The sequence below is a fragment of the Lysinibacillus sp. G4S2 genome, assembly GCF_030348505.1.
GTDB lineage: Bacteria > Bacillota > Bacilli > Bacillales_A > Planococcaceae > Lysinibacillus.
This window is the reverse complement of the sequence record NZ_JAUCFJ010000002.1, coordinates 3,789,747-3,816,005: the sequence shown is the minus strand read 5'-3', so window position 1 is coordinate 3,816,005 and position 26,259 is coordinate 3,789,747. Positions and strand designations below refer to the sequence as shown.

The 26,259-nt window shown below is 37.7% G+C and carries 23 protein-coding genes, 1 other RNA gene, 2 pseudogenes and 1 other annotated feature; of the genes and pseudogenes, 25 read left to right on the top strand and 1 reads right to left on the bottom strand.

The features are described from left to right. The first annotated feature begins 212 nt into the window (after positions 1-212). From QUF91_RS19465 to QUF91_RS19445, 5 genes are all read left to right on the top strand, one after another. Positions 213-1,304 carry a carbohydrate kinase gene (locus tag QUF91_RS19465; protein WP_289419093.1) on the top strand — a complete coding sequence of 364 codons (1,092 nt, stop codon included), beginning with the start codon at positions 213-215 and terminating at the stop codon, positions 1,302-1,304. A gap of 4 nt (positions 1,305-1,308) precedes the next feature. After that, positions 1,309-2,223, top strand: coding sequence for a pseudouridine-5'-phosphate glycosidase (locus QUF91_RS19460; RefSeq protein ID WP_285395023.1), 915 nt, complete (start codon positions 1,309-1,311; stop codon positions 2,221-2,223). Positions 2,224-2,431: 208 nt separating this feature from the next. Next, complete coding sequence (locus QUF91_RS19455) at positions 2,432-4,627, top strand: RelA/SpoT family protein (protein WP_289419092.1); 2,196 nt, start codon at positions 2,432-2,434, stop codon at positions 4,625-4,627. Positions 4,628-4,730: 103 nt separating this feature from the next. Next, complete coding sequence (gene dtd / locus QUF91_RS19450) at positions 4,731-5,171, top strand: D-aminoacyl-tRNA deacylase (protein ID WP_289419091.1); 441 nt, start codon at positions 4,731-4,733, stop codon at positions 5,169-5,171. 73 nt (positions 5,172-5,244) lie between these two features. After that, positions 5,245-5,460, top strand: coding sequence for a DUF2642 domain-containing protein (locus tag QUF91_RS19445; protein ID WP_289419090.1), 216 nt, complete (start codon positions 5,245-5,247; stop codon positions 5,458-5,460). A gap of 364 nt (positions 5,461-5,824) precedes the next feature. Here QUF91_RS19445 and QUF91_RS19440 read toward each other — a convergent pair whose 3' ends face one another. After that, entirely contained in the window at positions 5,825-7,417 is a 1,593-nt protein-coding gene (locus QUF91_RS19440; protein ID WP_289419089.1) for an N-acetylmuramoyl-L-alanine amidase family protein, read from the bottom strand. A 164-nt stretch (positions 7,418-7,581) separates the two neighbouring features. Further along, positions 7,582-7,823, top strand: a binding site (T-box leader). Between the two features lie 117 nt (positions 7,824-7,940). Between QUF91_RS19440 and hisS the strand changes: the two genes are divergently transcribed. From hisS to QUF91_RS19340, 20 genes and pseudogenes are all read left to right on the top strand, one after another. Further along, positions 7,941-9,206 carry a histidine--tRNA ligase gene (gene hisS / locus QUF91_RS19435; RefSeq protein WP_285395016.1) on the top strand — a complete coding sequence of 422 codons (1,266 nt, stop codon included), beginning with the start codon at positions 7,941-7,943 and terminating at the stop codon, positions 9,204-9,206. A 217-nt stretch (positions 9,207-9,423) separates the two neighbouring features. Next, positions 9,424-11,193 (top strand): aspartate--tRNA ligase, encoded by a 1,770-nt coding sequence (gene aspS, locus QUF91_RS19430; protein ID WP_289419088.1) that lies wholly within the window; start codon positions 9,424-9,426, stop codon positions 11,191-11,193. Between the two features lie 139 nt (positions 11,194-11,332). Beyond that, positions 11,333-11,532: non-coding RNA, 6S RNA (gene ssrS / locus QUF91_RS19425), on the top strand. Positions 11,533-12,059: 527 nt separating this feature from the next. After that, positions 12,060-13,217 (top strand): N-acetylglucosamine-6-phosphate deacetylase, encoded by a 1,158-nt coding sequence (gene nagA / locus QUF91_RS19420; protein WP_289419087.1) that lies wholly within the window; start codon positions 12,060-12,062, stop codon positions 13,215-13,217. A 30-nt stretch (positions 13,218-13,247) separates the two neighbouring features. Further along, on the top strand, positions 13,248-13,970 hold the full coding sequence (locus QUF91_RS19415; RefSeq protein ID WP_285395010.1) for a GntR family transcriptional regulator: 723 nt from the start codon (positions 13,248-13,250) through the stop codon (positions 13,968-13,970). A 4-nt stretch (positions 13,971-13,974) separates the two neighbouring features. After that, positions 13,975-14,691 (top strand): SIS domain-containing protein, encoded by a 717-nt coding sequence (locus QUF91_RS19410; protein ID WP_285395028.1) that lies wholly within the window; start codon positions 13,975-13,977, stop codon positions 14,689-14,691. A gap of 20 nt (positions 14,692-14,711) precedes the next feature. Continuing rightward, positions 14,712-14,981, top strand: a complete 270-nt coding sequence (locus tag QUF91_RS19405; RefSeq protein ID WP_285395008.1) for an HPr family phosphocarrier protein — start codon at positions 14,712-14,714, stop codon at positions 14,979-14,981. Further along, positions 14,975-16,693 (top strand): phosphoenolpyruvate--protein phosphotransferase, encoded by a 1,719-nt coding sequence (ptsP, locus tag QUF91_RS19400; RefSeq protein WP_289419086.1) that lies wholly within the window; start codon positions 14,975-14,977, stop codon positions 16,691-16,693. The genes QUF91_RS19405 and ptsP overlap by 7 nt, the downstream gene beginning before the upstream one ends. Before the next feature lie 143 nt (positions 16,694-16,836). Continuing rightward, a pseudogene (locus QUF91_RS19395) lies at positions 16,837-17,199 on the top strand (GNAT family N-acetyltransferase); the annotation flags it as partial. A 68-nt stretch (positions 17,200-17,267) separates the two neighbouring features. Further along, positions 17,268-17,420 (top strand): annotated as a pseudogene (locus QUF91_RS19390) (GNAT family N-acetyltransferase); the annotation flags it as partial. A 45-nt stretch (positions 17,421-17,465) separates the two neighbouring features. Next, positions 17,466-17,588: a hypothetical protein gene (locus tag QUF91_RS19385; RefSeq protein ID WP_289419085.1), complete on the top strand. Its 123-nt coding sequence runs from the start codon at positions 17,466-17,468 to the stop codon at positions 17,586-17,588. A 502-nt stretch (positions 17,589-18,090) separates the two neighbouring features. Further along, a complete protein-coding gene (locus QUF91_RS19380; protein WP_285395004.1) occupies positions 18,091-18,402 on the top strand; it encodes a PTS sugar transporter subunit IIB in 312 nt (103 codons plus the stop codon). Between the two features lie 13 nt (positions 18,403-18,415). Further along, positions 18,416-18,736, top strand: a complete 321-nt coding sequence (locus tag QUF91_RS19375; RefSeq protein WP_423475356.1) for a PTS lactose/cellobiose transporter subunit IIA — start codon at positions 18,416-18,418, stop codon at positions 18,734-18,736. 45 nt (positions 18,737-18,781) lie between these two features. Then, positions 18,782-20,110, top strand: a complete 1,329-nt coding sequence (locus QUF91_RS19370) for a PTS sugar transporter subunit IIC (RefSeq protein ID WP_289419084.1) — start codon at positions 18,782-18,784, stop codon at positions 20,108-20,110. A gap of 26 nt (positions 20,111-20,136) precedes the next feature. Continuing rightward, a complete protein-coding gene (locus QUF91_RS19365; RefSeq protein WP_289419083.1) occupies positions 20,137-21,219 on the top strand; it encodes a DUF871 domain-containing protein in 1,083 nt (360 codons plus the stop codon). A gap of 172 nt (positions 21,220-21,391) precedes the next feature. Then, complete coding sequence (locus QUF91_RS19360; protein WP_285395000.1) at positions 21,392-22,363, top strand: N-acetylglucosamine kinase; 972 nt, start codon at positions 21,392-21,394, stop codon at positions 22,361-22,363. 426 nt (positions 22,364-22,789) lie between these two features. Next, a complete protein-coding gene (locus QUF91_RS19355) occupies positions 22,790-23,551 on the top strand; it encodes a tRNA threonylcarbamoyladenosine dehydratase (RefSeq protein WP_289419082.1) in 762 nt (253 codons plus the stop codon). A 422-nt stretch (positions 23,552-23,973) separates the two neighbouring features. Next, the gene (locus QUF91_RS19350; RefSeq protein ID WP_289419081.1) at positions 23,974-24,360 is read left to right on the top strand and encodes a hypothetical protein; all 387 of its coding nucleotides are present in this window, start codon (positions 23,974-23,976) and stop codon (positions 24,358-24,360) included. Positions 24,361-24,573: 213 nt separating this feature from the next. Continuing rightward, the gene (locus QUF91_RS19345; RefSeq protein ID WP_289419080.1) at positions 24,574-25,092 is read left to right on the top strand and encodes a hypothetical protein; all 519 of its coding nucleotides are present in this window, start codon (positions 24,574-24,576) and stop codon (positions 25,090-25,092) included. 311 nt (positions 25,093-25,403) lie between these two features. After that, positions 25,404-26,120 (top strand): hypothetical protein, encoded by a 717-nt coding sequence (locus QUF91_RS19340; protein WP_285394995.1) that lies wholly within the window; start codon positions 25,404-25,406, stop codon positions 26,118-26,120. The last annotated feature ends 139 nt before the right edge of the window (positions 26,121-26,259 follow it).

Here is a 26,259-nt window from a genome sequence, read left to right as displayed (position 1 = left end):
GGAAACCGTCCAGTCGGAACGGAAATCATGCCTTCGTTTTGCCGAAGAGATCTATATTATATACGACACCTTAATTTCATCTAAGTAATAGTTATCACAACAAAAAGTTGAAGCCACTAACATATGGGCTTTAACTTTTTTGTTTAAAAAACTTTTTGACATAAAACAAACAAAAGTTTATAATGTAAACAAATATAATAAAAGGTGATGCTATGAATGAAAGAGAACAGGCTGTCCTTGCATTAATTCGCCAGAATCCGTTTATGTCTCAGCAAGAGATGGCAGATAAGATGAAACTATCTCGACCAGTCCTTGCTAATTTAGTGTCGAGCTTAACGAAGCAGGGGAAAATTGTCGGTCGTGCATATATTTTGCCTGAGGAAAATGAAATTATTTGTATCGGTGGAGCAAATCTAGATCGAAAATTTCATGTAAAGGGGAACGTACAGTTTGGTACATCCAATCCTGCTAGCTCTTCATTTAGTGTAGGTGGTGTTGGTCGAAACATTGCTGAAAACTTAGGCAGATTAAATCATCAGGTTACATTGCTGACTACTGCCGGCAAAGATGCTGATTGGCAAGTAATCCAAGAAGCTTCAGAGCCATTTATGAATTTACGTTATGTGGAGCAACTTCCTGACGCTTCGACGGGTTCCTATACTGCGGTTATGGATGAGCAGGGCGAGCTAGCATTAGCGGTAGCAAACATGGAAGTATATGATCTTTTATTGCCAAGTTTGCTAAAAAAACATGAGGCAATGCTGATGAATGCTGACTGCTTTATTATGGACTTAAATTGTCCAAAGGAAACAGTAGCTTACATTCAGCAGGTGTCGATTGCCCGCGAAATTCCATTTGTCATCGTACCGGTATCTTCGCCAAAAATGAATCGATTACCGGATACGTTGCAAGGTGTAACATGGTTTATTTGTAACACAGATGAAGCAGAGACGATTGTAGGTCATAAAATCGAAAATGCTGCACACTACGAAAAGGCTTTACAGCAACTTCTTACACTAGGTGCTGAGCATGTCATTATTACAGCTGGTAGTAAGGGTGTGTATGCAGCTTCTACTACAACGAAGCCAAATCATTTTGCAGCTAAAGCTATAGAAAAAATTGAAGATGTGACAGGTGCAGGAGATGCCTTTGTCAGTGCTGTGATCCATAGCTGGCTTACTGGGCAATCCTTTGCAACATGTATTGATGCAGGCTTAACAAATGCCAAAAATACGCTTGCATCTCCATATACGGTAAGACCTGAGCTATCAGTTGATTTGTTAAACAGTGAAATGGAGGAATAACAACATGAAAGAATTCATCGTATTATCAGAGGAAGTAAAAGCAGGACAAGCGAAAGGTTTACCAATCGTAGCATTAGAATCAACAATTATTTCTCACGGAATGCCATATCCACAAAATGTGAAAACAGCACGAGAAGTAGAACAAATTATTCGTGATAATGGTGCAGTACCTGCAACTATTGCATTAATTGATGGGAAAATCAAAATTGGTTTATCAGATGAAGAACTTGAAATGTTCGGTAATTCACAAGGTGTAGCAAAAGCATCTCGTCGTGACTTAGGCTATCTTTTAGCAACAAAAAAATTAGGAGCGACAACTGTAGCTGCAACAATGATTTGTGCAGAGTTAGCTGATATCGAAATTTTTGTAACTGGCGGTATCGGTGGTGTACACCGTGGTGCTGAAACAACAATGGATATTTCAGCAGACTTAGAAGAGTTAGCACAAACAAATGTTGCTGTAATTTGTGCGGGTGCTAAGTCCATTTTAGATATTGGTTTAACTTTAGAATATCTTGAAACAAAAGGTGTACCAGTCGTTGGATACGGTACAGATGAACTGCCAGCATTCTACACACGTCAAAGCGGTTTTGATGTAAACTTCAAGATTGATACGCCAGAGGAAGTAGCAGAAATGCTACGTGCAAAATGGCAATTAGGCTTAAAAGGTGGAGCAGTCATTGCTAACCCAATTCCAGAGTCTGAAGCACTTGAACATTCATTCATTACAGAAATCATTGAAAAAGCTCTAGTAGAAGCAGAAGAAAACGGAATTCAAGGTAAAAACGTGACACCATTCTTACTTGGAAAAGTTAAAGAATTAACAGAAGGTAAAAGCCTTGATGCCAATATTGCATTAGTAAAAAATAATGCAGTAGTTGGGGCAAAAATTGCAGTTGCGTATAATAAATTAGGCTAAACAATTATACGAGAAGATAGACTCTTTGCGAAAGATGAAACTCGCAAAGGGTCTTTTTATTCATTTCGGAGGATATTTTTCCATTTTTCATATTGTTCACGAGATTAACTAAACAAAATGACACAGTTACTTTACAATAGCCCATAATATTTTATACAATTGAATTTATATCTAATCTGAAAAATTTGACGAGCAAGGTGGACATGTTATGGCGAAAGAGCAAATTTTGACTCCCGAGGACGTTTTTGAGTTAGTCAAATCCTACATGAATGATGAAAATGTCGCATTCGTGAAAAAAGCATATGAATTAGCAAGGGATGCACATATAGAGCAATTCCGAAGCTCGGGTGAACCGTATATTATTCACCCAGTGCAAGTAGCTGGTATTTTAGCTGAATTACAAATGGATCCTGAAACAGTTGCGGCTGGTTTTTTACATGATGTTGTCGAGGATACGGATTTTACGCGCGATGATTTGGTTCGTGAATTTGGCGAAGAGGTTGCAATGCTTGTAGATGGTGTAACGAAGCTTGGAAAAATTAAATATTTATCTAAAGAAGCGCAACAAGCAGAAAATCATCGGAAAATGTTTGTAGCAATGGCGCAGGATATTCGTGTCATTTTGATTAAACTGGCTGACCGTCTACATAATATGCGCACGTTAAAGCATTTGCCTGCAGAAAAACAACGCCGTATTTCTAAAGAGACGCTTGAAATTTTTGCACCACTTGCGCATCGTCTAGGGATTTCGACTGTTAAATGGGAGCTTGAGGATACAGCACTTCGTTATTTAAATCCACAGCAATATTATCGCATTGTCAGTCTTATGAAGAAAAAACGTGACGAGCGTGAAGCATATTTAGACAATGTTATGGCTGAGATGAAGTCACAGCTTACTGAGGTTGAAATTGAAGCGGATATTTATGGTCGTCCTAAACATATTTACAGTATTTATCGTAAAATGGTATTACAAAAAAAACAATTTAACGAAATTTACGATTTATTAGCCATTCGTGTACTTGTCGATAGTATTAAAGATTGCTATGCCGTGCTTGGAATCGTCCATACTTTATGGAAGCCGATGCCTGGCCGTTTTAAAGATTATATTGCGATGCCTAAACAAAACCTATATCAATCATTGCATACAACAGTCATTGGTCCTTATGGCGATCCATTAGAAGTACAAATTCGTACGAAGGAAATGCATAAAATTGCTGAGTACGGGATTGCAGCGCATTGGGCGTATAAGGAAGGTAAAAAAATTGATAATGAAAAACAAAATGTTGACCAAAAATTAACGTGGTTCCGAGAAATTTTAGAATTCCAAAATGAATCTTCTAATGCTGAGGAGTTCATGGAATCTTTAAAATTTGATTTATTCTCTGACATGGTCTATGTATTCACGCCTGAAGGAGATGTCATTGAATTACCAGCAGGCTCTGTACCTATCGACTTCGCATACCGTGTGCACTCAGAAGTTGGAAATCGTACAATCGGCGCGAAAATAAATGGTAAAATGGTACCACTTGATACACCGTTAAAAACGGGAGATATTATTGAAATTTTAACTTCTAAGCAATCGTTTGGTCCGAGCCGCGATTGGCTAAAAATAGCCCAATCCTCACAGGCAAAAAATAAAATAAAGCAGTTTTTCAAACGTCATCTTCGTGAGGAAAATATCGTCAAAGGTAAAGAGATGATAGAAAAGGAAATCCGTGCACAAGATTTCGACTTAAAAGAGACAATGTCAACGGAAAATTTAAAACGCGTTTGTGAGAAATTTAACTATACAAATGAAGAAGATTTATATGCCGCTGTCGGTGTGAATGGTATTACAGCACAGCAAGTCGTTAATCGTCTAGCGGAAAAACGTCGCAAAGAGCGTGAGCAGGAAGAAGCGCTCGAGAAAATTGAGCAAAAAATGAAAAACCCTATTCCACAAAAACGTACGGAATCGGGTGTTATCGTAAAAGATATCGACAATATGCTTATTCGACTTTCACGTTGCTGTACGCCAGTTCCAGGAGATGACATTGTCGGTTTCATTACGAAAGGTAGAGGTGTTTCAGTGCACCGTGCAGATTGCCCAAATATTCAAGTTGATGATGAGCAGGAGCGCTTAATAGAAGTTGAATGGGAGCACGGACTTACTCCTGAGAAAAAAGAATACCCTGTCGATATTGAAGTTTCTGCCTTCGATCGCCCAGGTATTTTAAATGAAATCATGCAAATTGTTAGCGAAACGAAAACGAATATTTTAGCAGTGAGTGGTCGTGTAGATCGAGATAAAATGGCAACGATTCATTTAACGATTTCGATTTCAAATATTTCGCATTTGCATAAAGTGGTAGAGCGTATTAAACAAACACCAGATATATATTCAGTACAACGTGTTATTAACTAATTGATTTCTTTGCTGAATATATATCGATAGGTAGTAGCAACTTTGTAATGCACCGAAAACGAGTCTTCTGGTGCATACAATGACAGAATTGAGGTTTTAAAGAATGAAAGTAGTTTTACAACGTAGTAAAGCAGCCTCTGTTACTGTTGACGGGAAAGTAACAGGAGCTATTGATAGTGGCTATGTTCTTCTTGTTGGTATTACACATGGGGACACGCAAGAGGATATTGAATATTTAGCAAAAAAAGTAGCTAATCTCCGCCTTTGGGAAGATGCTGATGGGAAAATGAATCATTCCATTTTAGAGCATGGAGGAGCTATTTTATCCGTCTCACAATTTACATTGTATGGGGATGCAAAAAAGGGGAATCGTCCAAGTTTTACAAGTGCAGCAAGACCAGAAGTTGCGGAGCCATTATGGGAGGCTTTTAATAATGCCTTACGTGAATTTGGTTTATGCGTGGAGACAGGGATATTTGGTGCAATGATGGATGTTGCGCTTACAAATGATGGCCCGATTACAATTCTTCTTGAGTCCAAATAGTGGTACATTTCCTATCATTCCTTCATACACTATTAAGTATGGTTAATTTTTGTAGGAAGGAAGTGTCTTAAAGATGACGCAGATAGGAAGCATATCAAATCCATATTTATACGAAACTCTTAACATGATGATTAGTCAGTCAATTGTAGTGCAAACTGAGAAAACTATTCATCAAGGAATATTAATCTCTGTATTACCTGATGATATCGTTGTAGAGATTAGCCATGAGCCTTTCTTCATTCGTATGGGGGATATTATATGGGTTACATTGGCAACAAGAAAAAAATGAGTGCATAAGCATCTCCCTACTCATGTAATGTGAGGTGGAGGTGTTTTTGTTGTTGAAAAACTATTATGTCAATGAAATTAAGGTGTCAGATTAAATAAAGTATGGCTCTTCGGCAAAACGAGTGGTTGATTTCCGTTCTGACTGAGCGCTTTCCTAGAGGCGTCTGATACCAACACGATGTTTTATGGCGAAAGCGGAGCGACAGTAATAGCAGGTTTGAGAATAAAATAGCCTTATTAACAATTAAAGCCTAATTTCTATAACTGAAGAATATTTAATACAAGCTCATTGTTGGCTGATAATAGTAAAAAGCTGCGAGGAAAGTACAACTCTACTTTCCTTCGCAGCTTATTTTAGTGAAAATTTATTGATTTTCATCAAAGTAATTTAATATCCCTTGATAGATGCCGAGAGTCGCTTGTTCTCGGAATTTAGCGGTTGTAACTACACGTTCCTCACTGGCATTACTTAAGTAACCTAGCTCAACGAGAACAGCTTTTTGACGATTTTCTCGTAGTACTAAATAATTCCCTTGTTGAGTACCACGATCTTTTAAATCTATTTTACTTGAAAGTCCATTATTTATGGCTTCTGCAAGACCCTGTTGATTACTGTTCATATAATATGAGGTGAAGCCATTAATGGAGCTATCTTCTGCTGCATCATAATGAATGCTGATAAAAGCATCTGCCTCATATTGGTGTGCAATTGATACGCGTTTGCGGAGGTCTACATATTCATCTGATTCTCTTGACATAACAACATTTGCACCGGCTGCACTAAGCTTTGAGGCAAGTAGAGAGGCTGTTTTCAGAGTAATATCTTTCTCATCGGTTCCTCGTTGACCGGTTGTGCCATGATCATTACCACCATGTCCAGCATCTACGACAATTGTTAGCCCATTTAAAGTGCCTTTTTTACGTGGTTTAGATTTTTCCTTTTTTGTACCAGTATCAGCTTTGTTCGACGAAGTAGTAACGACCCAGTTCGCCACAAATGCAGTTTTGTCATCTACTTGTATTTCATAAAAGTCATCTTTAGCGCCTACAATAGGGTAGGTTTCACCAGCATCTACACGTTCAACTACATCAGCAGTTGTTGTAGCATCTGTCCGAAGGTTTGTCCCATTATAAATGATTGTGACAGATTCAAGCTCTGAAGAAGAAGATGAAGATTTAGATGTCTTTTTTTCTACATTTGAAAAAGTACCATAAAAGCTATAAACCCAGCCTGCTTCTTTATCGTTATATTGAATTTGTACCCAGTTATGCTCCTGAGCAAGCACTTTAAACTCTTGTCCTTTTGAAACAGTACCTATATTTTTAGAATTTAAATCAGGTTTTTTACGGACATTAAGTGTATCTACTAAAACTGTAAAGGTTGTATCTTTGTTGACCTTTTTTGTAGATACTTCAACTTTAGGTTCGTCAGCCTCAGGTTCATCAGCTTCAGCTTTTTTTTCAGGTAGGTCATTGATTGTAACATAGTCTGCAGATACCCAACCAACTAGCCCATTCCAATCTATTTTCGCCCATTCGCCATTTTTTTCAATAAGATTTGCTTGTTCGCCTGTTGATAATTGTCCAAGAACTGCTGAAGAAATATCAGGCTCAGTACGGATATTTAGACGATCGACCTGTGAAATCACGGTTTGATCAATCGTTTGTTTAGCGTTTGTTGGAGCTGTTAGCCAGGATGCTACCCAACCTTCGTAATTGCCTGCTTTTACTTGAATCCAATCGCCTTCACGACCAATAGAGGTTAACGGATCACCCTCTTCTAATGTCGTAATGATTGGATAAGACAGTCCAGGTCCCTCACGTAAATGAAGAATCGATCCAGTTACTGTTAAATCACTGGTGTCGGCTAGTGCTTTTTGAACATTGTTCATACTTGGAATCGCAATCGTTAACACTAGTACGAAGATGATTATAATATGTAATAATTTTGTCCTCATCAGATTCCTCCTATTCCTTGTGCTATTTTACCATGCTTTAGTAATAGAATTCGTGGGAAAAAGGTAATGGAATTTGTAATTTTCACGACTGTATTGTAAAAAACACAAAAACAGTTGACATTACCTTTCGTTGTGACTAACATAAAGGGTAATCAAAAAATGATTAATCGCTTATGACCAAGCAAGTAGCGTATACCTCTATTGGAGAAGAGAGGGAAAGACTTAGGCTGCAATCTTTCCTACAAAAATGTATAACGTGAACAACACTTGAGAGGCTTTTTTCTGAAAAGTAAATCTTAGTAGGAAAAAACGGAATCGGCCGTTATCCGATCAGGAGGAGGACGCATGTATTTGATGCGTCAACTAGGGTGGAACCGCGGAAGCTTATACAGCTCTCGTCCCTTGCAATATGCAAGGTGGCGAGAGCTTTTTTATTGGACAAATTTGGAGAGAATTATTGCTCAAAATGAGAGTAGTCCAGTTGTAAGCTTGTTCATAAGCAATCTACAGAGGAGGTATTTATATGAGTTTTAAAGTGCCACGAGGGACACAAGATATTTTGCCTGGGCAATCGGAAAAATGGCAAAAGGTAGAAGCGATTATCCGTGATATCTGTCGTGTCTATCGCTACAATGAAATTCGCACACCAATTTTTGAGCAAACAGATTTATTTGCACGTGGTGTCGGTGAAACAACAGATGTTGTTCAAAAGGAAATGTATACATTTGAAGATCGCGGTGGCCGTTCGTTAACATTGCGTCCAGAAAATACAGCTGGTGTGGTTCGTGCTTATGTTGAACATAAAATGTTTGGTGCACCTGATCAACCAGTGAAGCTTTCATATTTAGGACCAATGTTCCGTTATGAACGTCAACAAGCAGGGCGCTACCGTCAATTTGTTCAATTTGGTGTAGAAGCAATTGGTTCAGCAGATCCAGCTATCGATGCTGAAGTAATTGCACTAGCAATGGATGTCTATGAATCAGCAGGTTTAAAGGATCTAAAATTAGTTATTAATTCCCTTGGTGACAAATCAACACGTGATACACACCGTACGGCACTGCTACAACACTTTGAACCACATATTCATGAATTTTGTTCAGATTGCCAAAATCGTTTGCAAAAAAACCCACTACGCATTTTAGACTGTAAGGTAGACCGCGAGCATCCATTAATGAATACCGCACCTGCGTTAACTGATTTCCTAACAGAGGAGTCAGCAGCATATTTTGCTCAAGTTAAAACGTATTTAGATACATTAGGAATTACGTATGAGGTTGATCCAAATCTTGTGAGAGGTCTTGATTATTACAATCATACGACTTTTGAAATTATGTCTACGGCATCTGGCTTTGGAGCGATTACTACACTTTGTGGTGGAGGTCGCTATCATGGCCTTGTTCAAGAAATCGGTGGACCAGAAGTACCAGGTATCGGTTTTGCATTAAGTATTGAACGTTTGTTGCTTGCACTTGAAGCTGAGGGTGTTGAATTAGACACAGCATCAGGACTCGATGTCTATATGATCGCTATGGGCGATGAAGCGAAGCTAAAGACTGTAGAATTAACAAGTACCTTCCGTGCGAAGGGCATTTCTGCAGAGATGGATTATTTAGATCGCAAAATGAAAGCTCAAATGAAATCCGCAGACCGTTTAGGTGCAAAATATACGATTGTTTTAGGTGAAACAGAGCTAGAAGAACAAGCGGCTACTGTTAAACATATGGAATCAGGTGAACAACAAAAAGTCGCATTCTCAGAATTAGTAAACTACTTGTTAAAACAATAAACGAACACAAGTATTAATCGTTTACAGGATTATCTGTCCAAATGATTCAAATATCGACTTCATTTTGGACAGATAATTCAGTTAACAAAGAACTACTAATTGTCCTTGGCATCAATTCACTACGTTGGTGGGAACTGTATGCTACATAAGTGAAATAAATGGACTATCACCAAAAGTTATGGTGATTAGCCAAATAAATTTTGGAGGAATTAAACAAATGGCAATAAGAACACATGCTAGTAACGAGCTTTCAGAAGCATTACAAGGCGAAAAAGTCGTATTAAAAGGTTGGGTACAACGTCGCCGCGACCTAGGTGGTTTAATTTTCATTGATTTACGTGACCGTACTGGAATCACACAGGTTGTGTTTAGCCCTGATGTTGCAGAAGCACATGCTTTAGCCGACAAAGTGCGTAGCGAGTACGTAATTGAAGTAGAAGGGACAGTTATTCTACGTTCAGAAGATCAAATCAACCCAAATGTACCAAACGGTAAAATTGAAGTAGAAGCGACAAAATTAATCGTTATTAATACGGCAAAAACAACACCGTTCCAAATCGAAGATCGCACTGACGTATCCGAAGATTTACGTTTGAAATATCGTTATCTCGACCTGCGTCGTCCTGTTATGTTTGATACATTCAAAATGCGTTCAGACGTTACTCGTACAATTCGCAACTTCTTACAAAACGAAGGCTTCTTAGAAGTAGAGACGCCAATTTTAACAAAATCGACTCCTGAAGGCGCTCGTGACTATTTGGTACCATCACGTGTTCATGAAGGTGAATTTTATGCATTACCACAATCACCTCAGCTATTTAAACAATTATTAATGGTGGCTGGTTTCGAGAAGTACTTCCAAATGGCACGTTGCTTCCGTGATGAAGACTTACGAGCTGACCGTCAGCCAGAGTTTACACAAGTTGATATTGAAACAAGCTTCTTAACACAAGAAGAAGTTTTAGAAATGAACGAACGCTTAATTCAAGCTGTTATGAAAGAAGTAAAAGGTATTGATATCCCTGCTCCATTCCAACGAATGAAATATCAAGAAGCGATGGATCGTTACGGCTCAGATAAACCAGACGTGCGTTTCGGTTTAGAGCTAATCGCATTAAACGATATTTTTGATGGCTGCGATTTCAAAGTATTTGCTGATACAGTAGCACAAGGTAAGCAAGTAAAAAGTATCAATATTAAAGGTGCGGCAGATAAATACTCTCGTAAAGACATGGACGAACTAACAAAATTCGTTGGTATTTACGGAGCAAAAGGTCTTGCTTGGTTAAAAGTTACTGAAGAAGGCTTGAACGGACCAATTGCAAAATTCTTTGACGACGCATTAGCTGCGGCATTAATCGAACGTATGAAAGCTGAAGTGGGCGATATTTTAGTATTCGTAGCTGATAAAGCGCCTGTAGTAGCAGCATCTCTAGGTGCACTTCGTACGAAATTAGGTCAAGAACTAGGCTTAATCGACGAATCACAATTTGCATTCCTATGGATTACGGATTGGCCATTATTTGAGTACTCTGAGGAAGATGGCCGTTACTATGCAGCACATCACCCATTCACACGTCCGTTCGATGAAGATATTCATTTAATGGATACTGATCCTTCAGCAGTCCGAGCACAAGCTTACGATATCGTCTTAAACGGCTATGAGCTTGGTGGAGGTTCATTACGTATTTATGAGCGCGATTTACAAGAAAAAATGTTTAAATTACTTGGCTTCACAGAAGAAGAAGCTAAGGCACAATTTGGTTTCTTATTAGAAGCATTTGAATATGGTGTGCCGCCACATGGAGGTCTTGCATTTGGTCTTGACCGCTTCGTAATGCTACTTGCTGGCCGCACTAACTTACGTGACACAATTGCCTTTCCGAAAACAGCAAGTGCTAGCTGCTTAATGACAGAGGCACCGAGTGGAGTATCTGCTGATCAATTGAGCGAGTTAAGTCTAGCGATCAAACCATTCAGAAAATAATTAGCACTTCTAAATACCTGGATTCTCTAGCGAAAACGGTTGAGAATCTAGGCATTTTTTGCGTTTTCACAAAAATTTAGATATTTTAAAAGAAAATAGTTTGAATTATCAGAAATATCATGCTATTATAACTGTAATACGAATCCTGATGTGTTTGTCTAACTGCTAGTTCTACTTAACAGTTTTGACCGAACACAATAGAATCGGGAGCCTTCATTTTGTAGTCGCAAACATGCCCCATGCGGAGCGGGACGTTTAAAACTGCAAAGCGGGCACCCACCTGCAAATTGCGGGTTCAAAACGAATGTTTCTTGGCATTACGGCACAATCGGGATTCGTCATACATAATTCATAAGCACAAAAGGAGCATTGAAATAGCTCTTTTTATTAACTTATTTCAGCAATGGTTTTAGTAGCGAAAGCAAAGCGTCAGCTACAAATGTTTTTTGTAATGAAAGTGTAACGGCAGTTACAGAAGGCTCCCACTTCTATAGCTTTAGCAGGAGATGAATAAGGTGTGGATATAGACTGCAAAAATAGAACGAAGAAATTGTATGATAATTAACATGTTCTTATCACTAAAAATGATCTTTTACAAGTTGGGGTGTCGGGGATGACATTTGTTAAAACGTATACCATGTAATATAAGTTGATCTTCGTTCCGGCTGGACGCCCCCGGGAAAGCGCCAATACGGAACGGAAATCAACCCCACGTCATGGCGATGAATCGAAAAATTTTGAAAATATGAAAAAATACTTTTTATTTTTTTAGAAGAATCATATAATTGGTATAGACAACTATACCAAGTTGATTAATAGTTTGTTAACTTCAGCAAAGCTCCTCAAAAATGAATAGGGGTGATCTATTGAAGAAAACGCTTTTAATTTCCAATGTTACGATCGTCAATCATGGAGAAAAGCCGTTTAAGGGTGACTTATTCATTGACAATGGTAGGATTATTAAAATAAGTCATGATTTATCTGATAAGGCTGAGCATTATATAGATGGCAAAGATAAAAATTGGTTACTGCTACCTGGCTATATTGATATGCACATACATGGCTCTGCTGGGCATGATGTGATGGATGCTACGCAATTAGCTTTACATCAAATGGCACGCTCTTTAGTACAAGAAGGCGTCACAGGCTTCCTCGCTACTACCATGACGCAATCTATAGAAGCAATTGAAAGTGCTCTAACTAATGTTGCGCAATTTGAAAATAGTGATGATGAGGCAAGTTTATTAGGTATACATGTAGAGGGGCCATACGTATCGAAAAAACGGGCAGGTGCTCAGCCTTTAGAATACATTATTTTACCATCTATTGAGCAATTTGCATCATGGCAGAAAAAAAGTAAATATCGCATTAAACAAGTAACAATTGCACCTGAGGTAGAGGGAGGATTTTCGTTTATTGAAACGTTAAAGGATTTAAATGTTATTGCTTCCATTGGCCATTCTGACGCAACAATTGAGGAGGTAGATAGATCAGTAGCATTGGGAGTAAGACAAGCTACACATTTATATAACCAAATGAGCCCTTTCCATCATCGAAATCCAGGTGTCGTCGGTGCAGTGTTTTTAGAGGATAAGGTGAAGGTTGAAATTATCGCAGATTTCGTGCATAGCCATCCTCAAGCCGTAAATCTGGCGTATCGGATTAAAGGCGCAAAGGGCATTGTTTTAATTACCGATGCGATGCGGGCAAAAGGCTTACATTACGGTGATTATGATTTAGGTGGGCAAACCGTTCATGTTTCTAAGGATGGAGCTCATTTATCTAATGGGGCTTTAGCTGGTAGTGTGTTAACGATGGAACAAGCAGTAAAAAATATAAAAGCAATCACTAATTGCTCATTGCAGGAAATTGTCGCAATGTCCTCTATGAATGCTGCTGAACAATTACAGCTTACAACTAAAGGTCGTATTGCAGAAGGCTACGATGCAGATTTTGTATTACTAGATGAAAAATTGAATGTGCAAAAAACTATTTGTCGAGGTAAAGTTGTATTTGAGAAATGAAAGTAAAGTTGGATAAGGATGGTGCAAGACTTGTTAGATAAAAATTCTCATATACCAATCTATATACAAATAGAAGAGATCATAAAACAACGTATTTTTTTAGAAGAATACAAAATCGGTGAAAATATACCTTCTGAGCGAGAGCTTTCTACGCAATTTGATGTTAGTAGAATGACTGTTCGTCAATCGATCACAAATTTAGTCAACAGCGGCTTACTGTATCGTGAAAAAGGGAGAGGTACCTATGTAGCTAATCCAAAATTAGAGCAACCACTAAAAGGGTTAACAAGTTTCACAGAGGATATGCGGGCTAGAGGGATGGAACCAAGCAGTAAAGTTCTACGCTTTGAGAAAATCATACCACCCGTCGATGTTGCAGGAGATTTAATGTTAGAGCCGGGTGAAGAGGTATTCTTTGTAGGGCGAATTCGTAATGCAGATTCCGAGCCAATGGCAATTGAAAGAACATATATCCCAGTAAAAGTATATCCTGAATTAGATGAAAAGAAGATAATGGGATCATTATATGCCTTAATCGAAGCAAAATCTCATCGGAAAATTGGAAATGCTATTCAGCAAATGGAGGCAGCAATTGTTTCAAAAGAAGACAGTAAATTTTTGCAAATTAATAATACTGCACCGGTGTTAATTATTAAGCGTATTAGTTATTTATCAGATGGAGTCCCGTTTGAGCTTGTACGAAGCACTTATCGAGCTGATCGATACAAATTCATTAGTGAAATTAAAAGGTGATCTTATGGATGCGTATTTTCTAGAAATACAAAAGTTAATGCAGGTTGTGAAGGTGCAAGAAAATGCTCAAATAAAAGGAGCCGCTCAAATAATTGTACAACGGCTTCAACGAGGAGGGATTGTCCAATTATTTGGTTGTGGTCATTCTCAACTTTTAGCACAGGATGCATTTTATCGAGCTGGAGGGCTTGTACCTGTACGTCCTATAATTATTGAACCTTTGACATTACAGGCAGGAGCAATGACATCGTCTAAAAACGAGAAGGACCCGACAATCATTGAACAGTATAAAGATCAATTTGATTTTCGTGAAAATGATGTTTGCATTGTTATTTCGACATCTGGTAGAAATCAAGCCCCTATAGATGCAGCATTTTTAGCGAAAGAATCAGGGGTATTTGTTATGTCTTTGCAATCTCTCGCTTATCGTGAACAGCCGTCACGCCATCGAAGTGGACAACGCTTAGAGAATATAGTGGATTTAGTTATCGATACCCATATACCAATTGGAGATGGTTTGCTACATCACAATAAAATACAGTATGCACCTGCCTCTACAGTTATTAGTTCAATTATTTTAAATGCATTATTCAGTGAAATCATTGAGATCATGGCCATATCTATCGAAGCATTACCTGTTTTTAAAAGTAATAATGTTGACTCGGATTTGTCTCATAATGAGGCTATGATTGCCAATTACCAACATCGTATTAAGTTTTAATGACATGCGGAGGGATAGCGATGAAGAAAATGTTTAAAATAACAACGCCAGAAGGACTACATGCAAGACCAGTAGCGTTACTTGTAACTGCTGTAACGCCATTTGAGTGTGACGTTCAGTTAACCTATAAAGAGAAATCAGTCAATTTAAAATCAATAATGGGGGTTATGGCACAAGGAGTAGCGCCTGGAAGTATTGTTGAAATTTCAGCAGAGGGACCTGATGCTGAGAAGCTTTTCCAAACAATAACAGAAGTAATTGTTTCTGAAGGGATTGGTGAGGAATGCTAGAAATACAAGGAATTGCTGTGTCTCAGGGCATTGCCTTTGCAAATGCTTATTGTTTAAAGGAACCAGATCTATCTTATGAAGAGGTAAAGGTCGCTGATGTAGATGCTGAACTAGTAAGGTTCAAGGCAGCAGTTGTGAAAACGAAAACGGAACTTCGAGAAATCCATGAAATAGCTCAGGAGAAATTTGGTGCAGAGAAGGCGGATATTTTTGCGGCACATCTATTAGTACTAGAGGATCCTGAAATGCTAGCAGCTATTGAAGCTAAAATTCAAGCTGGGGTGAATGCAGAATTTGCATTAGATGAAATATCAAATATGTTCATAGCTATGTTTGAGGAGCTAGACAATGTCTATATACAGGAGCGAGTTGCTGATATTCGAGATGTGTCTAAACGAATATTAGCCAACTTGTTGGGGGTCGAAATGGTGGATATGAATCATTTAGCCTCTGAAGTAATTATCGTCGCTAAAGATTTAACACCGTCCATGACTGCGATGCTAGATACAAAGTATGTAAAAGGGTTTATAACGGATATTGGCGGCAAAACATCTCACTCTTCTATTCTCGCACGAACATTAGAGATTCCAGCAGTAGTAGGGACAAAAAATGCCACGCAAAATATACAACACGGAGCACCAATTATTATAGATGGAACAAATGGCAAGATTATTGTCAACGCTACATCGGAAGTATCTAGTTATTATATGCAACAACAACGTTTACAAATTGAAGAGCAAGAAGAACTTTTCCACTATCGTACATTGCCAAGTTTGAGTGCGGATGGATGCTCTGTAGAAATTGCTGGGAATATAGGGAAGCCTGAAGATGTGGAATTTGTTATAAATGCTGGTGGAGAAGGTATCGGCCTTTTTCGTACGGAATTTTTATATATGGAACGTCAGGAGCTACCTACAGAAGAGGAGCAGTTTCAAGCATATAAAAGTGTACTTGAGAAAATGCAGGACAAGCCGACGATTGTTCGAACATTAGATATAGGTGGCGATAAGCACCTTCCATATATGAAGCTTGCTGCTGAAATGAACCCTTTTCTTGGCTATCGAGCGATTCGAATTAGTTTAACGCAACAAGAAATGTTTCGTGTACAGCTTCGCGCATTACTAAGAGCAAGCGCTTACGGCAATTTAAAGATTATGTTTCCAATGATTGCTACAGTGGATGAATTTAAAATGGCGAAGGCAATTTTGTTGGAGGAAAAACAAAATTTAGAAAATAATGGTTGTACTGTATCTAAAACGATTGAAGTAGGGATGATGATTGAAATTCCGTCGGCAGCTATCATTGCAGATTTATTTGCAAAGGAAGTGGATTTTTTCTCAATTGGTACAAATGATTTAATCCAGTACACGTTGGCGGCAGATCGCATGAACGAAAATGTTTCTTATTTATATCAGCCATACCATCCTGCTGTCTTAAGACTTATAAAAAATGTCATTGATGCAGCACATCATCAAGGAAAATGGGTAGGTATGTGTGGTGAAATGGCCGCAGATGAAATAGCATTACCGATTTTACTTGGATTTGGATTAAACGAGTTTTCCATGAGTGCTTCATCTATTCTAAAGACTCGTGCACACATCGCTAAGCTTTCGAAACAGCAGTTAATGACACATAATGAACGCATTTTATTGCTATCCACTTCTTCTGAGGTTGAGGAGTATGTCAAAAAAAATCAATTAAGTCTATCTTGAATTTTAAGAATATTCAGTGTTGTTATAGGGGATCTATACATGGAAATTAAGATAATTCCACCAAAAGATTATATACAGGTCATCAATTAAGAGATTATTGTTTTCCTAATAAGTATAGTGCCAGGCGAGATGATTTTCATTATTGGATTGAGAACAGCACAACATTAGGTGCTTTCGATGAACATAAAGTAGTTGGTCAGCTTTTAATATTGCCACTTAATATGATCGTACATGGTGCAAAATATGATATGGGCGGAATTGGCTTTGTTGCATCCTATCCGGAGTATCGGCAGCAAGGTATTATCAAAAGACTTATGATAGAGGCACTTAAGAAAATGTTAGAGAATGGACAAGTCGTTTCTGTGTTAGCACCATTTTCTGTATCCTTCTATCGTTACTTTGGATGGGAATTGTTCTTTGAGAAGCTACATTACACCATTCCGCAAATGATGTTTCCTTCTTTCGGAAAGCAATTGGATGTAGTCAAACGAATGAGCTTTGAATGACCAGATTCCGCTCTTTTCCAGGCGATTAAGAGGTTTCATAATGCACAAGCGCTCATTTTGCAGGCTATATTCGTTATATTATTCAGGATGGAACTTTTGAGATTCATGATTTTATAACAGAGGATTTACTAGCAGAACAAGCGATTTGGCGTTTTATAACGTCACATGCGGCGAGTGTCAGTAGCATTAAAGGAGTTACTTCTAACGACCATCAATTTGGCTTCTATTTTAAAGAGCCACAGTTTAAAAAGGAAGTCGTTCAGGATGTGATGATCAGAGTAGTAGATGCTACACGGTTTATGCAGCATTATCCTTGGGGGGATATTCAAGAGCCATTGTATATTCGAATTGAAGATGCACTTTGTAGTTGGAATGATCGCCTATATTAAATAAATAAGAGTGAAGATGTCTCGGTAATTGGGACAAATACTATCGCGGAAATGCATCTGTTAGCATTGCCGATTAATCTTTTTTCAGCGATGATGGTTGGCTACCTTTCAGTAGAGGATGCGGTCTTGTATGCAAATAAACAATTGGCTGAAGAGATTATTAATCGATGACAATTGGCATTACCTTCCAATAAGCCAACCTTCTATGAATATTTTTAAGCATGTTAATAATTGTATGTCGATAGATAGGTTTAGCAACTAAAATTTTTTTGAACTTTTTTCTGGACTATACCAGTTGAGAGAATCCTTTCGATAGTATGTGATAAAGATATAGCCTAATTTTTGCAGACCTTTTCTGAGGAGAGAAATGGTGTGAAAAACGTATTGTGGTATATACCAATAGGTGCTATTCTCAAAATAAGAAAGCGGTTTCACAGTAGGGGGATTACAAAATTAAAGTTAACTAGAAAAGATGAACTTAATCATGAAAAGGAGTGTTTTGATGAAAAACATTATGTTAGTGTGTGTAGCGGGAATGAGTACTAGTTTATTAGTGACTAAAATGCAAAAAGCGGCACAGGAACAAAACATTACGGCAGATATTTATGCGATTGCTGAAAGTGAAGTTGACAAAGTATTAGCTACTAAAATGGCGGATGTGCTTCTATTGGGTCCTCAAGTCCGTTACTTAAAAGGGACATTTGAAACAAAATACAAGGAAATGAATTTCCGAATTGATGTTATTAATATGGTGGATTACGGCATGATGAATGGCGAAAATGTCTTAAAGCAGGCACTAAAGTTGATTGATTAAGGGGGCTATGGCAATGGAGGAAACAGTTTTAATGGAATCCATTATGGGATTGATTGTGCATAGTGGTAATACGAAAAGTGAGTGTATGGAGGCTATCCAGCTAGCAAAAAAGGGGCAGATTCAGCAAGCAAAGGAAAAAATACAATTAGCTAATGATGCATTGATTGAAGCACATCATTCTCAGACGGCTTTACTGTCACAAGAGGCAAGGGGAGAGAAAGTAGAAGTGTCGATGCTGTTAATTCACGCGCAAGATCATTTAATGAATGCTATTACGTTTCGCGATTTAGCAACGGAAATGATTGAATTATATGAGCGAATCAAAGGGGAGTAGCATCAAGCCTTGATGTCACGATAAAAAGCAAAGGGAGTGTGTGAAATGTTCCGTTTTTTAGAAGAAAAAATTGTGCCGGTTGCTGCTAGAGTAGGGAATCAGCGACATTTAGTTGCCATTCGAGATGGTTTTATTACGATTATGCCATTAACAATTGTTGGATCTCTTGCGATTCTTGTTAATAATTTACCTATCAAATATTATCAAAATGCACTCGATGCCATCTGGAAACATGAAACTTGGACTCAATGGGGCGGGAACATTTGGGGTGCAACATTTGGAATCATTTCTTTGTTATTAGCCTTTTCAATTGCTTACAATCTTGCAAAAAGCTATCACAAGGATGGACTTTCAGCCGGTGTCATCAGTCTTTCAAGTTATATGACGTTTGGTACTTTTGGTGACGGTGGATTAACAGGGTTAACAACAAGTACAGGTGGTTTATTTATAGCTATTATTATTTCTCTGCTCTCAACTGAAGTATTTTGTAGATTGTCTGGCAATCCTAAGTTGCTAATTAAAATGCCGAATGGTGTACCACCAGCTGTTTCAAAATCATTCGCAGCATTACTACCTGCTATTATTACAATTGGTTTATTTGCTCTAGTTCGTACGATTATTTCGGCAGGCTTCGGTATTCCTGATATTGTCGGTTCTTTCTACTCTGCAATTCAAGAGCCATTTATGGGCTTAACGAATACATGGGTTGCGGCTTTAGTTTTAGCATTCATCCCTACGTTTTTATGGACATTAGGTGTTCACGGTGCTAATATCATCGAACCGTTCATGCAAACAATAAATTTACCAGCGATTAAAGAGAATGTAAAAGCAATTTCAGCTGGAGAAGTAGCGCCATATATCGTAAATAAGCCATTCTTTGATGCTTTCATCAATATGGGTGGTTCCGGTACGACAATAGCACTTATTATTGCTATTTTCATTATCGCTAGAAAGAATAAACAATACAATACCGTTGGAAAATTGTCGGCAGCACCAGGGTTTTTCAATATTAATGAACCATTACTTTTCGGTCTTCCAATTGTGTTAAACCCAGTGTTATTCGTACCGTTTATTTTGACACCAATGATTAACGTAACAATTGCTTTCTTTGCAACAAAGTGGGGCTATGTGCCAGCAGCTACAGTTTCACCACCATGGACAACGCCACCGATTATTAATGGATTCCTAGCGACGCAATCTTGGAAAGGAGCTGTACTTAGTATTGTCTTACTTATAGTCGCTGTGTGTATTTATTTACCGTTCATTTCGCTGGCAAACCGCATGGCAAAGCGAAATGAACAGCTAGCTGCTGCCTCAGAAACTCAAAATGAACAGCACCTTGTACAATCAGAAGGCCAAAAAGTAGAGGTGTAATGGCGAACTAAACGGAGGTTTTTGAATTGAGAAGATTAGGGATTTCACTATATCCTCAGCATAGTACATTAGAAGATATGAAGCGGTACGTTCAGCTCGCTCATGACAATGGTTTTGATCGTATATTCACATGTCTTATGTCGTTAAATACTGATCAGGAACGCCATAAATTACAGCAAATAAATGAATTTGCGCAGCAGCTTGGTTTTGAAATTTCTGCTGATATTGCACCGGCCGTTTTTGAAAATTTAGGCTTAACCTATAAAGATATTGGTTACTTTAAGGAGCACTATCATTTAGCTACATTGCGCGTAGACATGGGTTTCTCTGGCCAGGAAGAAGCATTTATGTCTCTCGATGCAAGTAATTTAAAAATAGAGTTAAATATTAGTAACGGTACAAAATATGTAGAAACTATATTATCCTATCAACCGAATAAAGATAATATTATTGGCTGCCATAATTTTTATCCGCGACGTTTTACAGGTCTTTCGCGCCAACATTTTCTACAAACATCTAGGCAATTTAAAGCGAATCATATTCGAACAGCAGCCATGATTTCATCGCAACATGCTATGTTTGGACCTTGGGAAGAAACCGAGCATGGCTTGCCAACATTAGAAGAGCATCGTCATCTGCCAATTACTGTCCAAGCAAAGGATTTATGGCAAACTGGTTTAATAGATGATTGTATTATTGGCAATATGTATGCTTCTGAGGAAGAAATACGTGCGTTAGGTCAATTAAATCGCCATAAGTTAGAGCTGAAGGTTGAACAGTCTGTTGAAACGACTATTTTAGAAGAAGCGATCCTTTTTAAGGAGCCACATTTTAATCGTGGCGATGTTTCAGAGTATGTGATCCGTAGTACTCAATCTCGTGTTAAATATAAAAATGGTGACTTTCCTACACATGATATCCATCCATTAACATTGGGGGATGTGACAATCGATAATAATTTAGATGTACGATATAAGGGTGAATTGCAAATTGTTTTAAAGGAAATGCCTAATGCCGGATCAACAAATGTTGTTGCAAGAGTTGTAGAAGAAGAACAATTCTTATTAGCACATATTCAGCCATGGGCATCATTTGGTTTTACGAAATGATAGAAGAAGGGATTAAGCCATCAGTTGATAGTGCTTAATCCCTTTTCTATCTTCATTCAGCAAATGTTTTCTGAGCGAAAGTGAAACGACAGCTCCAAATGTTTTCTGAGCGAAAGTGAAACGACAGCTATAATTACTCCCAAGCGAAATTGATAGTGAAAGGAGCAAAATTATGTATGTATTGGCGATCGACGGTGGTGGAACGAAAACGTCTGCAGTGATTTGTGATGAGTTTGGCAATATTTATGCCAAAGTAGAAACGACTCGGAGTAACCCAACAGCAATGGATGTTCAATATTTTAAGTCAACGATTCACGATATACTACAGAATTTACAACAACAAAATCCACGAGTATTTGCAGCTATAGATAGTTGTTTTGCTGGCATGGCTGGGGTCAAGGAGCTACAGGCAGAGGAAGTTGTAGAAATGATAGTACGTCAATATGTTCATAAAAAAGCACATGTTTTTGTTGATAATGATGCTCTAATTGCACTTTATGCGGGCACACTTGGGCAGGAAGGCATTGTGCAAATTGCAGGAACGGGTGCCATCACAATGGGGTATGATTGTAAGCAACATTTTCATCGGGTAGGGGGCTGGGGTTATCTTTTTGATGATGAGGGCAGTGGCTATGATTTAGGGGTTCAAGTAATGAAAGCTATTTTTAAAAGCTATGATGGAAGAGCAGACTCAACAGCTTTGACAGATGTAATATTGCGTTATTTTTCTGTGGAAAATGTACCGCAATTAATAGAGCGTATTTATGGAGAGGTGCATCCTCGGACAGTAATTGCGCCAGTAAGCAAATATGTATTTGATGTGGCTGAAAAGGGAGATGACGTTGCCATTAGCATTATTGAAGATGCTTGTAAGAAATATTATATGGCGATTAAAGCATGTTACTCTTGTATGGCTTGGGGTCAAGGGGATGTACCTGTCGTATTAGTGGGTGGCGTTTTTCATAATGAAGCTTTTATTATACCTAAATTACAACAACTCGCAAAAGCTGATGAGCTGCCAATGCAATTTATGACACCGGTATTACAACCAATCGGGGGGGCAGTAATTGCGGCTTTCAAGCAAGTGAATGTTCAGCTCGGTTCAAATTTTGTAGAAGCTTTTCAAAAAAATATGAACAGATAGGAAGTTGATGGAAGTTCGAGGCAAAAGAGGCTGGGATATAAGTATATTCACATCAGAGAAGCGAGAGAAATCAATGTTTCTAAAATTGAGTTCTCTCGTTATTTAAGGTTTTGAGCAGTTATTTTTCCCAACCTCTTAAATTTTCTACTGCTTACTTTAGTAGTGCGGATACATAGCTCTGATAGACCCAGAAGTATTTTGATTAGGAATACTTATTGATTTTAGTTATAATTTTTACTTGATGAATATCATGATAAAATGTAATATAAGTTTGATTTATCTTAGTATATAACTAGGTTTACTAATAAAGTGAAACTTTAATTAGTGGAGGGTTCTTCATCCACCGCTGATTGTTAGTCTTCATCAATCGGGCTTTTACTGCCCGTTAAAGCGGGATAAAAAATTCAATAGACGGAGAGTGTAATGATGCTACATCAATTTTCACGTAACGAGCTCGCAATTGGAACAGAGGGACTCGAAAAATTAAAAAATACAACGGTAGCCATTCTTGGTGTAGGCGGTGTAGGTTCATTTGCTGCAGAGGCATGTGCAAGAAGTGGTATTGGGCGCATTATTTTGGTAGATAAGGATAATGTAGATATTACAAATGTGAATCGTCAATTAGTTGCCTATCTTTCAACGGTCGGTAAATCAAAGTCAGGTGTCATGAAAGAACGTATTGCTGATATTAATCCAGAATGTGAAGTTATTGATATGCATATGTTTTACACGGAGGAAACATATGAGGAATTTTTCGCGCAAGGCATAGATTATGTCATTGATGCGAGTGACACAGTGATGTATAAAATTCATATTGTGAAGGAATGTCTACAGCGTAATATTCCAATCATATCTAGTATGGGTGCAGCAAATAAAATGGATCCTACTCGTTTTAAAATTGCAGATATATCCAAAACACATACAGATCCATTGGCAAAAGTAATTCGTACGAAACTACGTAAAGAGGGTATTCATAAAGGCGTGACGGTTGTATTCTCAGATGAGAGTCCTATTGTAGTTCGTCCAGATGTCGTGGAGCATGTCGGAAAACCAGATGCAGCCATCCGTAAAGCAAAAATGCCGCCATCTTCCAACGCTTTTGTTCCTTCAGTGGCAGGCTTGATTGCTGCAAGTTGGGTAGTGAATACAATCATAAAAGATGTAAAAATTACACGTGTTCAAGGTTAAAACAACTTTAAAAAATTTGTTATGTCGATAAATATAAAAAGTTGGTTGATAAATTCAAAAAGTTGGTCGATAAATTAATAATATTTATCGATAAATTCAAATAATTTCTCGGTAAAAATAAGAAGCAAAGAAATCGCACAAAAAACACGTGTTGTTGTTGTTGCCGCTTCGTTACACTACGTTTTCGCACAGACAAAACCCGTGTTGCTGCCGCTTCGCTTTCGCCCAGACAAAACCCGTGGTGCTGCCGCTCCAGCCCTACATTGTGGTGATGTGCCAATTTACAGAAGTAGCTGTCTCAATTGACTTTGGAGACGGCTGCTTTTTCTATGTTACAATAGGAACGTTGTGAAGAAGGGGTCTAGAACATTTGTGACTCCTCTAACATTTGATGTAGAACCTATAAAAGGAGACATTTAATAATGGAGCAAATCTATCAAATGGAATATAGGGGCTTAAATTTATTCGATGAAATTAGCTCAGTAGAGTTGGCTATTGATGAAGAGGGGCAAACAATACACATTTTTGATGTTGGTCAGGTTGTGAGCCCCATTTTTAATTTTGATGTTTCTGCTTATGAACTATCAGATGGTTTTTACAAAATGGCGGATATACTTCGGCATAAACGTATATTGACAAATCAACAGCCAGGTAGTGAACTAACGCTAAGTGATTGGTTAATTACAAACAGTGCTTATTTTTATATACCACAAAAAAGAATAAAAAAATATGCGCAAGGAAGTATTATAGAAATTGTTGATCGAACGAAAGAGCAATCATTATATGATGATTATGTACAAAGAATATAATTCTACCAAAATTGTTCGCCTTACGTGCTCAAAATGCTATTAATTCACGAAATTGTCTTATTTTGTTCAAGTGACCACTTCTTTATTTGGTTTATTGCTATAATTTAAATAATTCCAATAGATAATAGATCCGTTTGTTTAGAAAGTGCAGGACTGCTTAGGAAAGTAGGAGTGACGTTTAGAAAACAAATGAGAACATCGGAGAGTGGTAAAATGGAAATTCAAGTAATTCGTGATCATTTAGATATTGTAAAGCTTCAAGAGAAAATGAATGATATTGTATTTGACTATTTGGATACATCTAATAATTATCCGAAGGCTATGAAGGAACTAAATCCTTTATATACGCAAGTTACAACATTTTATAAAGATTATGTTGATGAAAGAGCGGGTGAGATACCGAGTGCCAATACATATTGGCATTTGTTTATAGATTGTTGTGCAAAGCTCTGCTATTTTTTAGCAGCATCAACTTATTATTCATCTAATGCGCTACAAAAAACACCTGAAAAAATTGAGCAATTATTAACGATTGCTGCCTTTTCTTTACCTAGTATTGAACAGGAAGAGAATGAACAATTATTAGAGGCTATTTTTACACTTTATAGTGAAGTTGTAGAGGATGAAGAGAAAACAACATCACTACGAAGAGCAGTACTTGAACAAAAAGGTGCAGTCAAACAATGCTTGCAACAATTTAAACTATTTGTTGATAATGAAATTACGAGATAATTGATTGATCCATACTTTTCAGAAAATAGAATAATAATTTAGAATCTGCTTACTTTTTTGCGGTTTACCCTCCATTCCTTACAGCGCTCGGGCTTGAAAGGGGGTGGATGGGTTTCCGTTTCTTAAAGGTTTTGCAGATTTTTTTAGTAATGTTAATGGATTATTAAGAAGAGCGTTGGAGTAGTGTCAAAATTTTATTGTACAGAAATGAAAAAAGGACTTTTTTCTTAAAAGGTATTTACAGATTTTTGTCGAAATATAGTTAAAAATTGAAAAACTATGTGTATGGTTTATAGGAAGGAGGCTGTGTAATGTTCATAAACGGTATCGAAATTGATTTGTCGAACTTAGAAAACCCACTCTTATTAGTAAGTGAGGATGAGGAACATTTATTTCTACGACTTATACAATCAACACTTGAACAGGGGCTTATCCAATGTCAATTAGCTTTTTCGACAAGAAAATCCATCTCTTTAGTAAGGGATTTTTGGTTGGCTATGTATAAAGATCAAGAAAAATTATATATCAACAGTGGAAATGCGCTCTTATATCCAATTCGTCTAATCATATTCGAGCTCGTGACACAAGCAGAACACTTTAAACGTTTGTCGAAAAAATCTTTTGGAGATGAATGGCTGTCACTTATTTATGCAGTTGTCCTATTACAATTTATTTTGCTGTGGATAAGAGAACGATTTAGTGATAACAAGGAAGTTTTTGAGGCATTAAAAGAGTTGTACAGAGCAACGGATGATAATGTAGATGAGGACCAAACCTCGCCATCAAGAGAGCAATCGATTGGTCAAGCAATAGCTGTAAAAGCAATTCGCTTTGAAGTGCGGGAGAATTCCCAGGAGTTCGCTAGTTTACTCACTCAAACCCAAAATTTTATTAATTATTTACATGAAAAAGATAATGAAAAAGATGAGAAAGAAAAGACTAAGGTTCCATCGCTGAGAAATGTAGAAGATACATTGAACCTCTTTTACAGTAAGCGTTATATAACGAATATCCATAATTACTCATAAAGTGAAGCTTTAACTAGTGGGGATTTTTCTAATGATTAGTCTTCACCAAATCGGGCTTTTACGGTCAGTTAATGCGGGATTAAAAATAGGAAGATGAAGCGGAATTATTTAAATCAATGAGATATAAAGCGTTGAAAAG

Coding starts and splice junctions, on each gene's coding strand:
- QUF91_RS19465 (WP_289419093.1), top strand. CDS start 213: ATGAATGAAAGAGAACAGGCTGTCCTTGCATTAATTCGCCAGAATCCG.
- QUF91_RS19460 (WP_285395023.1), top strand. CDS start 1,309: ATGAAAGAATTCATCGTATTATCAGAGGAAGTAAAAGCAGGACAAGCG.
- QUF91_RS19455 (WP_289419092.1), top strand. CDS start 2,432: ATGGCGAAAGAGCAAATTTTGACTCCCGAGGACGTTTTTGAGTTAGTC.
- dtd (WP_289419091.1), top strand. CDS start 4,731: ATGAAAGTAGTTTTACAACGTAGTAAAGCAGCCTCTGTTACTGTTGAC.
- QUF91_RS19445 (WP_289419090.1), top strand. CDS start 5,245: ATGACGCAGATAGGAAGCATATCAAATCCATATTTATACGAAACTCTT.
- QUF91_RS19440 (WP_289419089.1), bottom strand. CDS start 7,417: ATGAGGACAAAATTATTACATATTATAATCATCTTCGTACTAGTGTTA.
- hisS (WP_285395016.1), top strand. CDS start 7,941: ATGAGTTTTAAAGTGCCACGAGGGACACAAGATATTTTGCCTGGGCAA.
- aspS (WP_289419088.1), top strand. CDS start 9,424: ATGGCAATAAGAACACATGCTAGTAACGAGCTTTCAGAAGCATTACAA.
- QUF91_RS19410 (WP_285395028.1), top strand. CDS start 13,975: ATGGATGCGTATTTTCTAGAAATACAAAAGTTAATGCAGGTTGTGAAG.
- QUF91_RS19405 (WP_285395008.1), top strand. CDS start 14,712: ATGAAGAAAATGTTTAAAATAACAACGCCAGAAGGACTACATGCAAGA.
- ptsP (WP_289419086.1), top strand. CDS start 14,975: ATGCTAGAAATACAAGGAATTGCTGTGTCTCAGGGCATTGCCTTTGCA.
- QUF91_RS19380 (WP_285395004.1), top strand. CDS start 18,091: ATGAAAAACATTATGTTAGTGTGTGTAGCGGGAATGAGTACTAGTTTA.
- QUF91_RS19375 (WP_423475356.1), top strand. CDS start 18,416: ATGGAGGAAACAGTTTTAATGGAATCCATTATGGGATTGATTGTGCAT.
- QUF91_RS19370 (WP_289419084.1), top strand. CDS start 18,782: ATGTTCCGTTTTTTAGAAGAAAAAATTGTGCCGGTTGCTGCTAGAGTA.
- QUF91_RS19360 (WP_285395000.1), top strand. CDS start 21,392: ATGTATGTATTGGCGATCGACGGTGGTGGAACGAAAACGTCTGCAGTG.
- QUF91_RS19355 (WP_289419082.1), top strand. CDS start 22,790: ATGCTACATCAATTTTCACGTAACGAGCTCGCAATTGGAACAGAGGGA.
- QUF91_RS19350 (WP_289419081.1), top strand. CDS start 23,974: ATGGAGCAAATCTATCAAATGGAATATAGGGGCTTAAATTTATTCGAT.
- QUF91_RS19345 (WP_289419080.1), top strand. CDS start 24,574: ATGGAAATTCAAGTAATTCGTGATCATTTAGATATTGTAAAGCTTCAA.
- QUF91_RS19340 (WP_285394995.1), top strand. CDS start 25,404: ATGTTCATAAACGGTATCGAAATTGATTTGTCGAACTTAGAAAACCCA.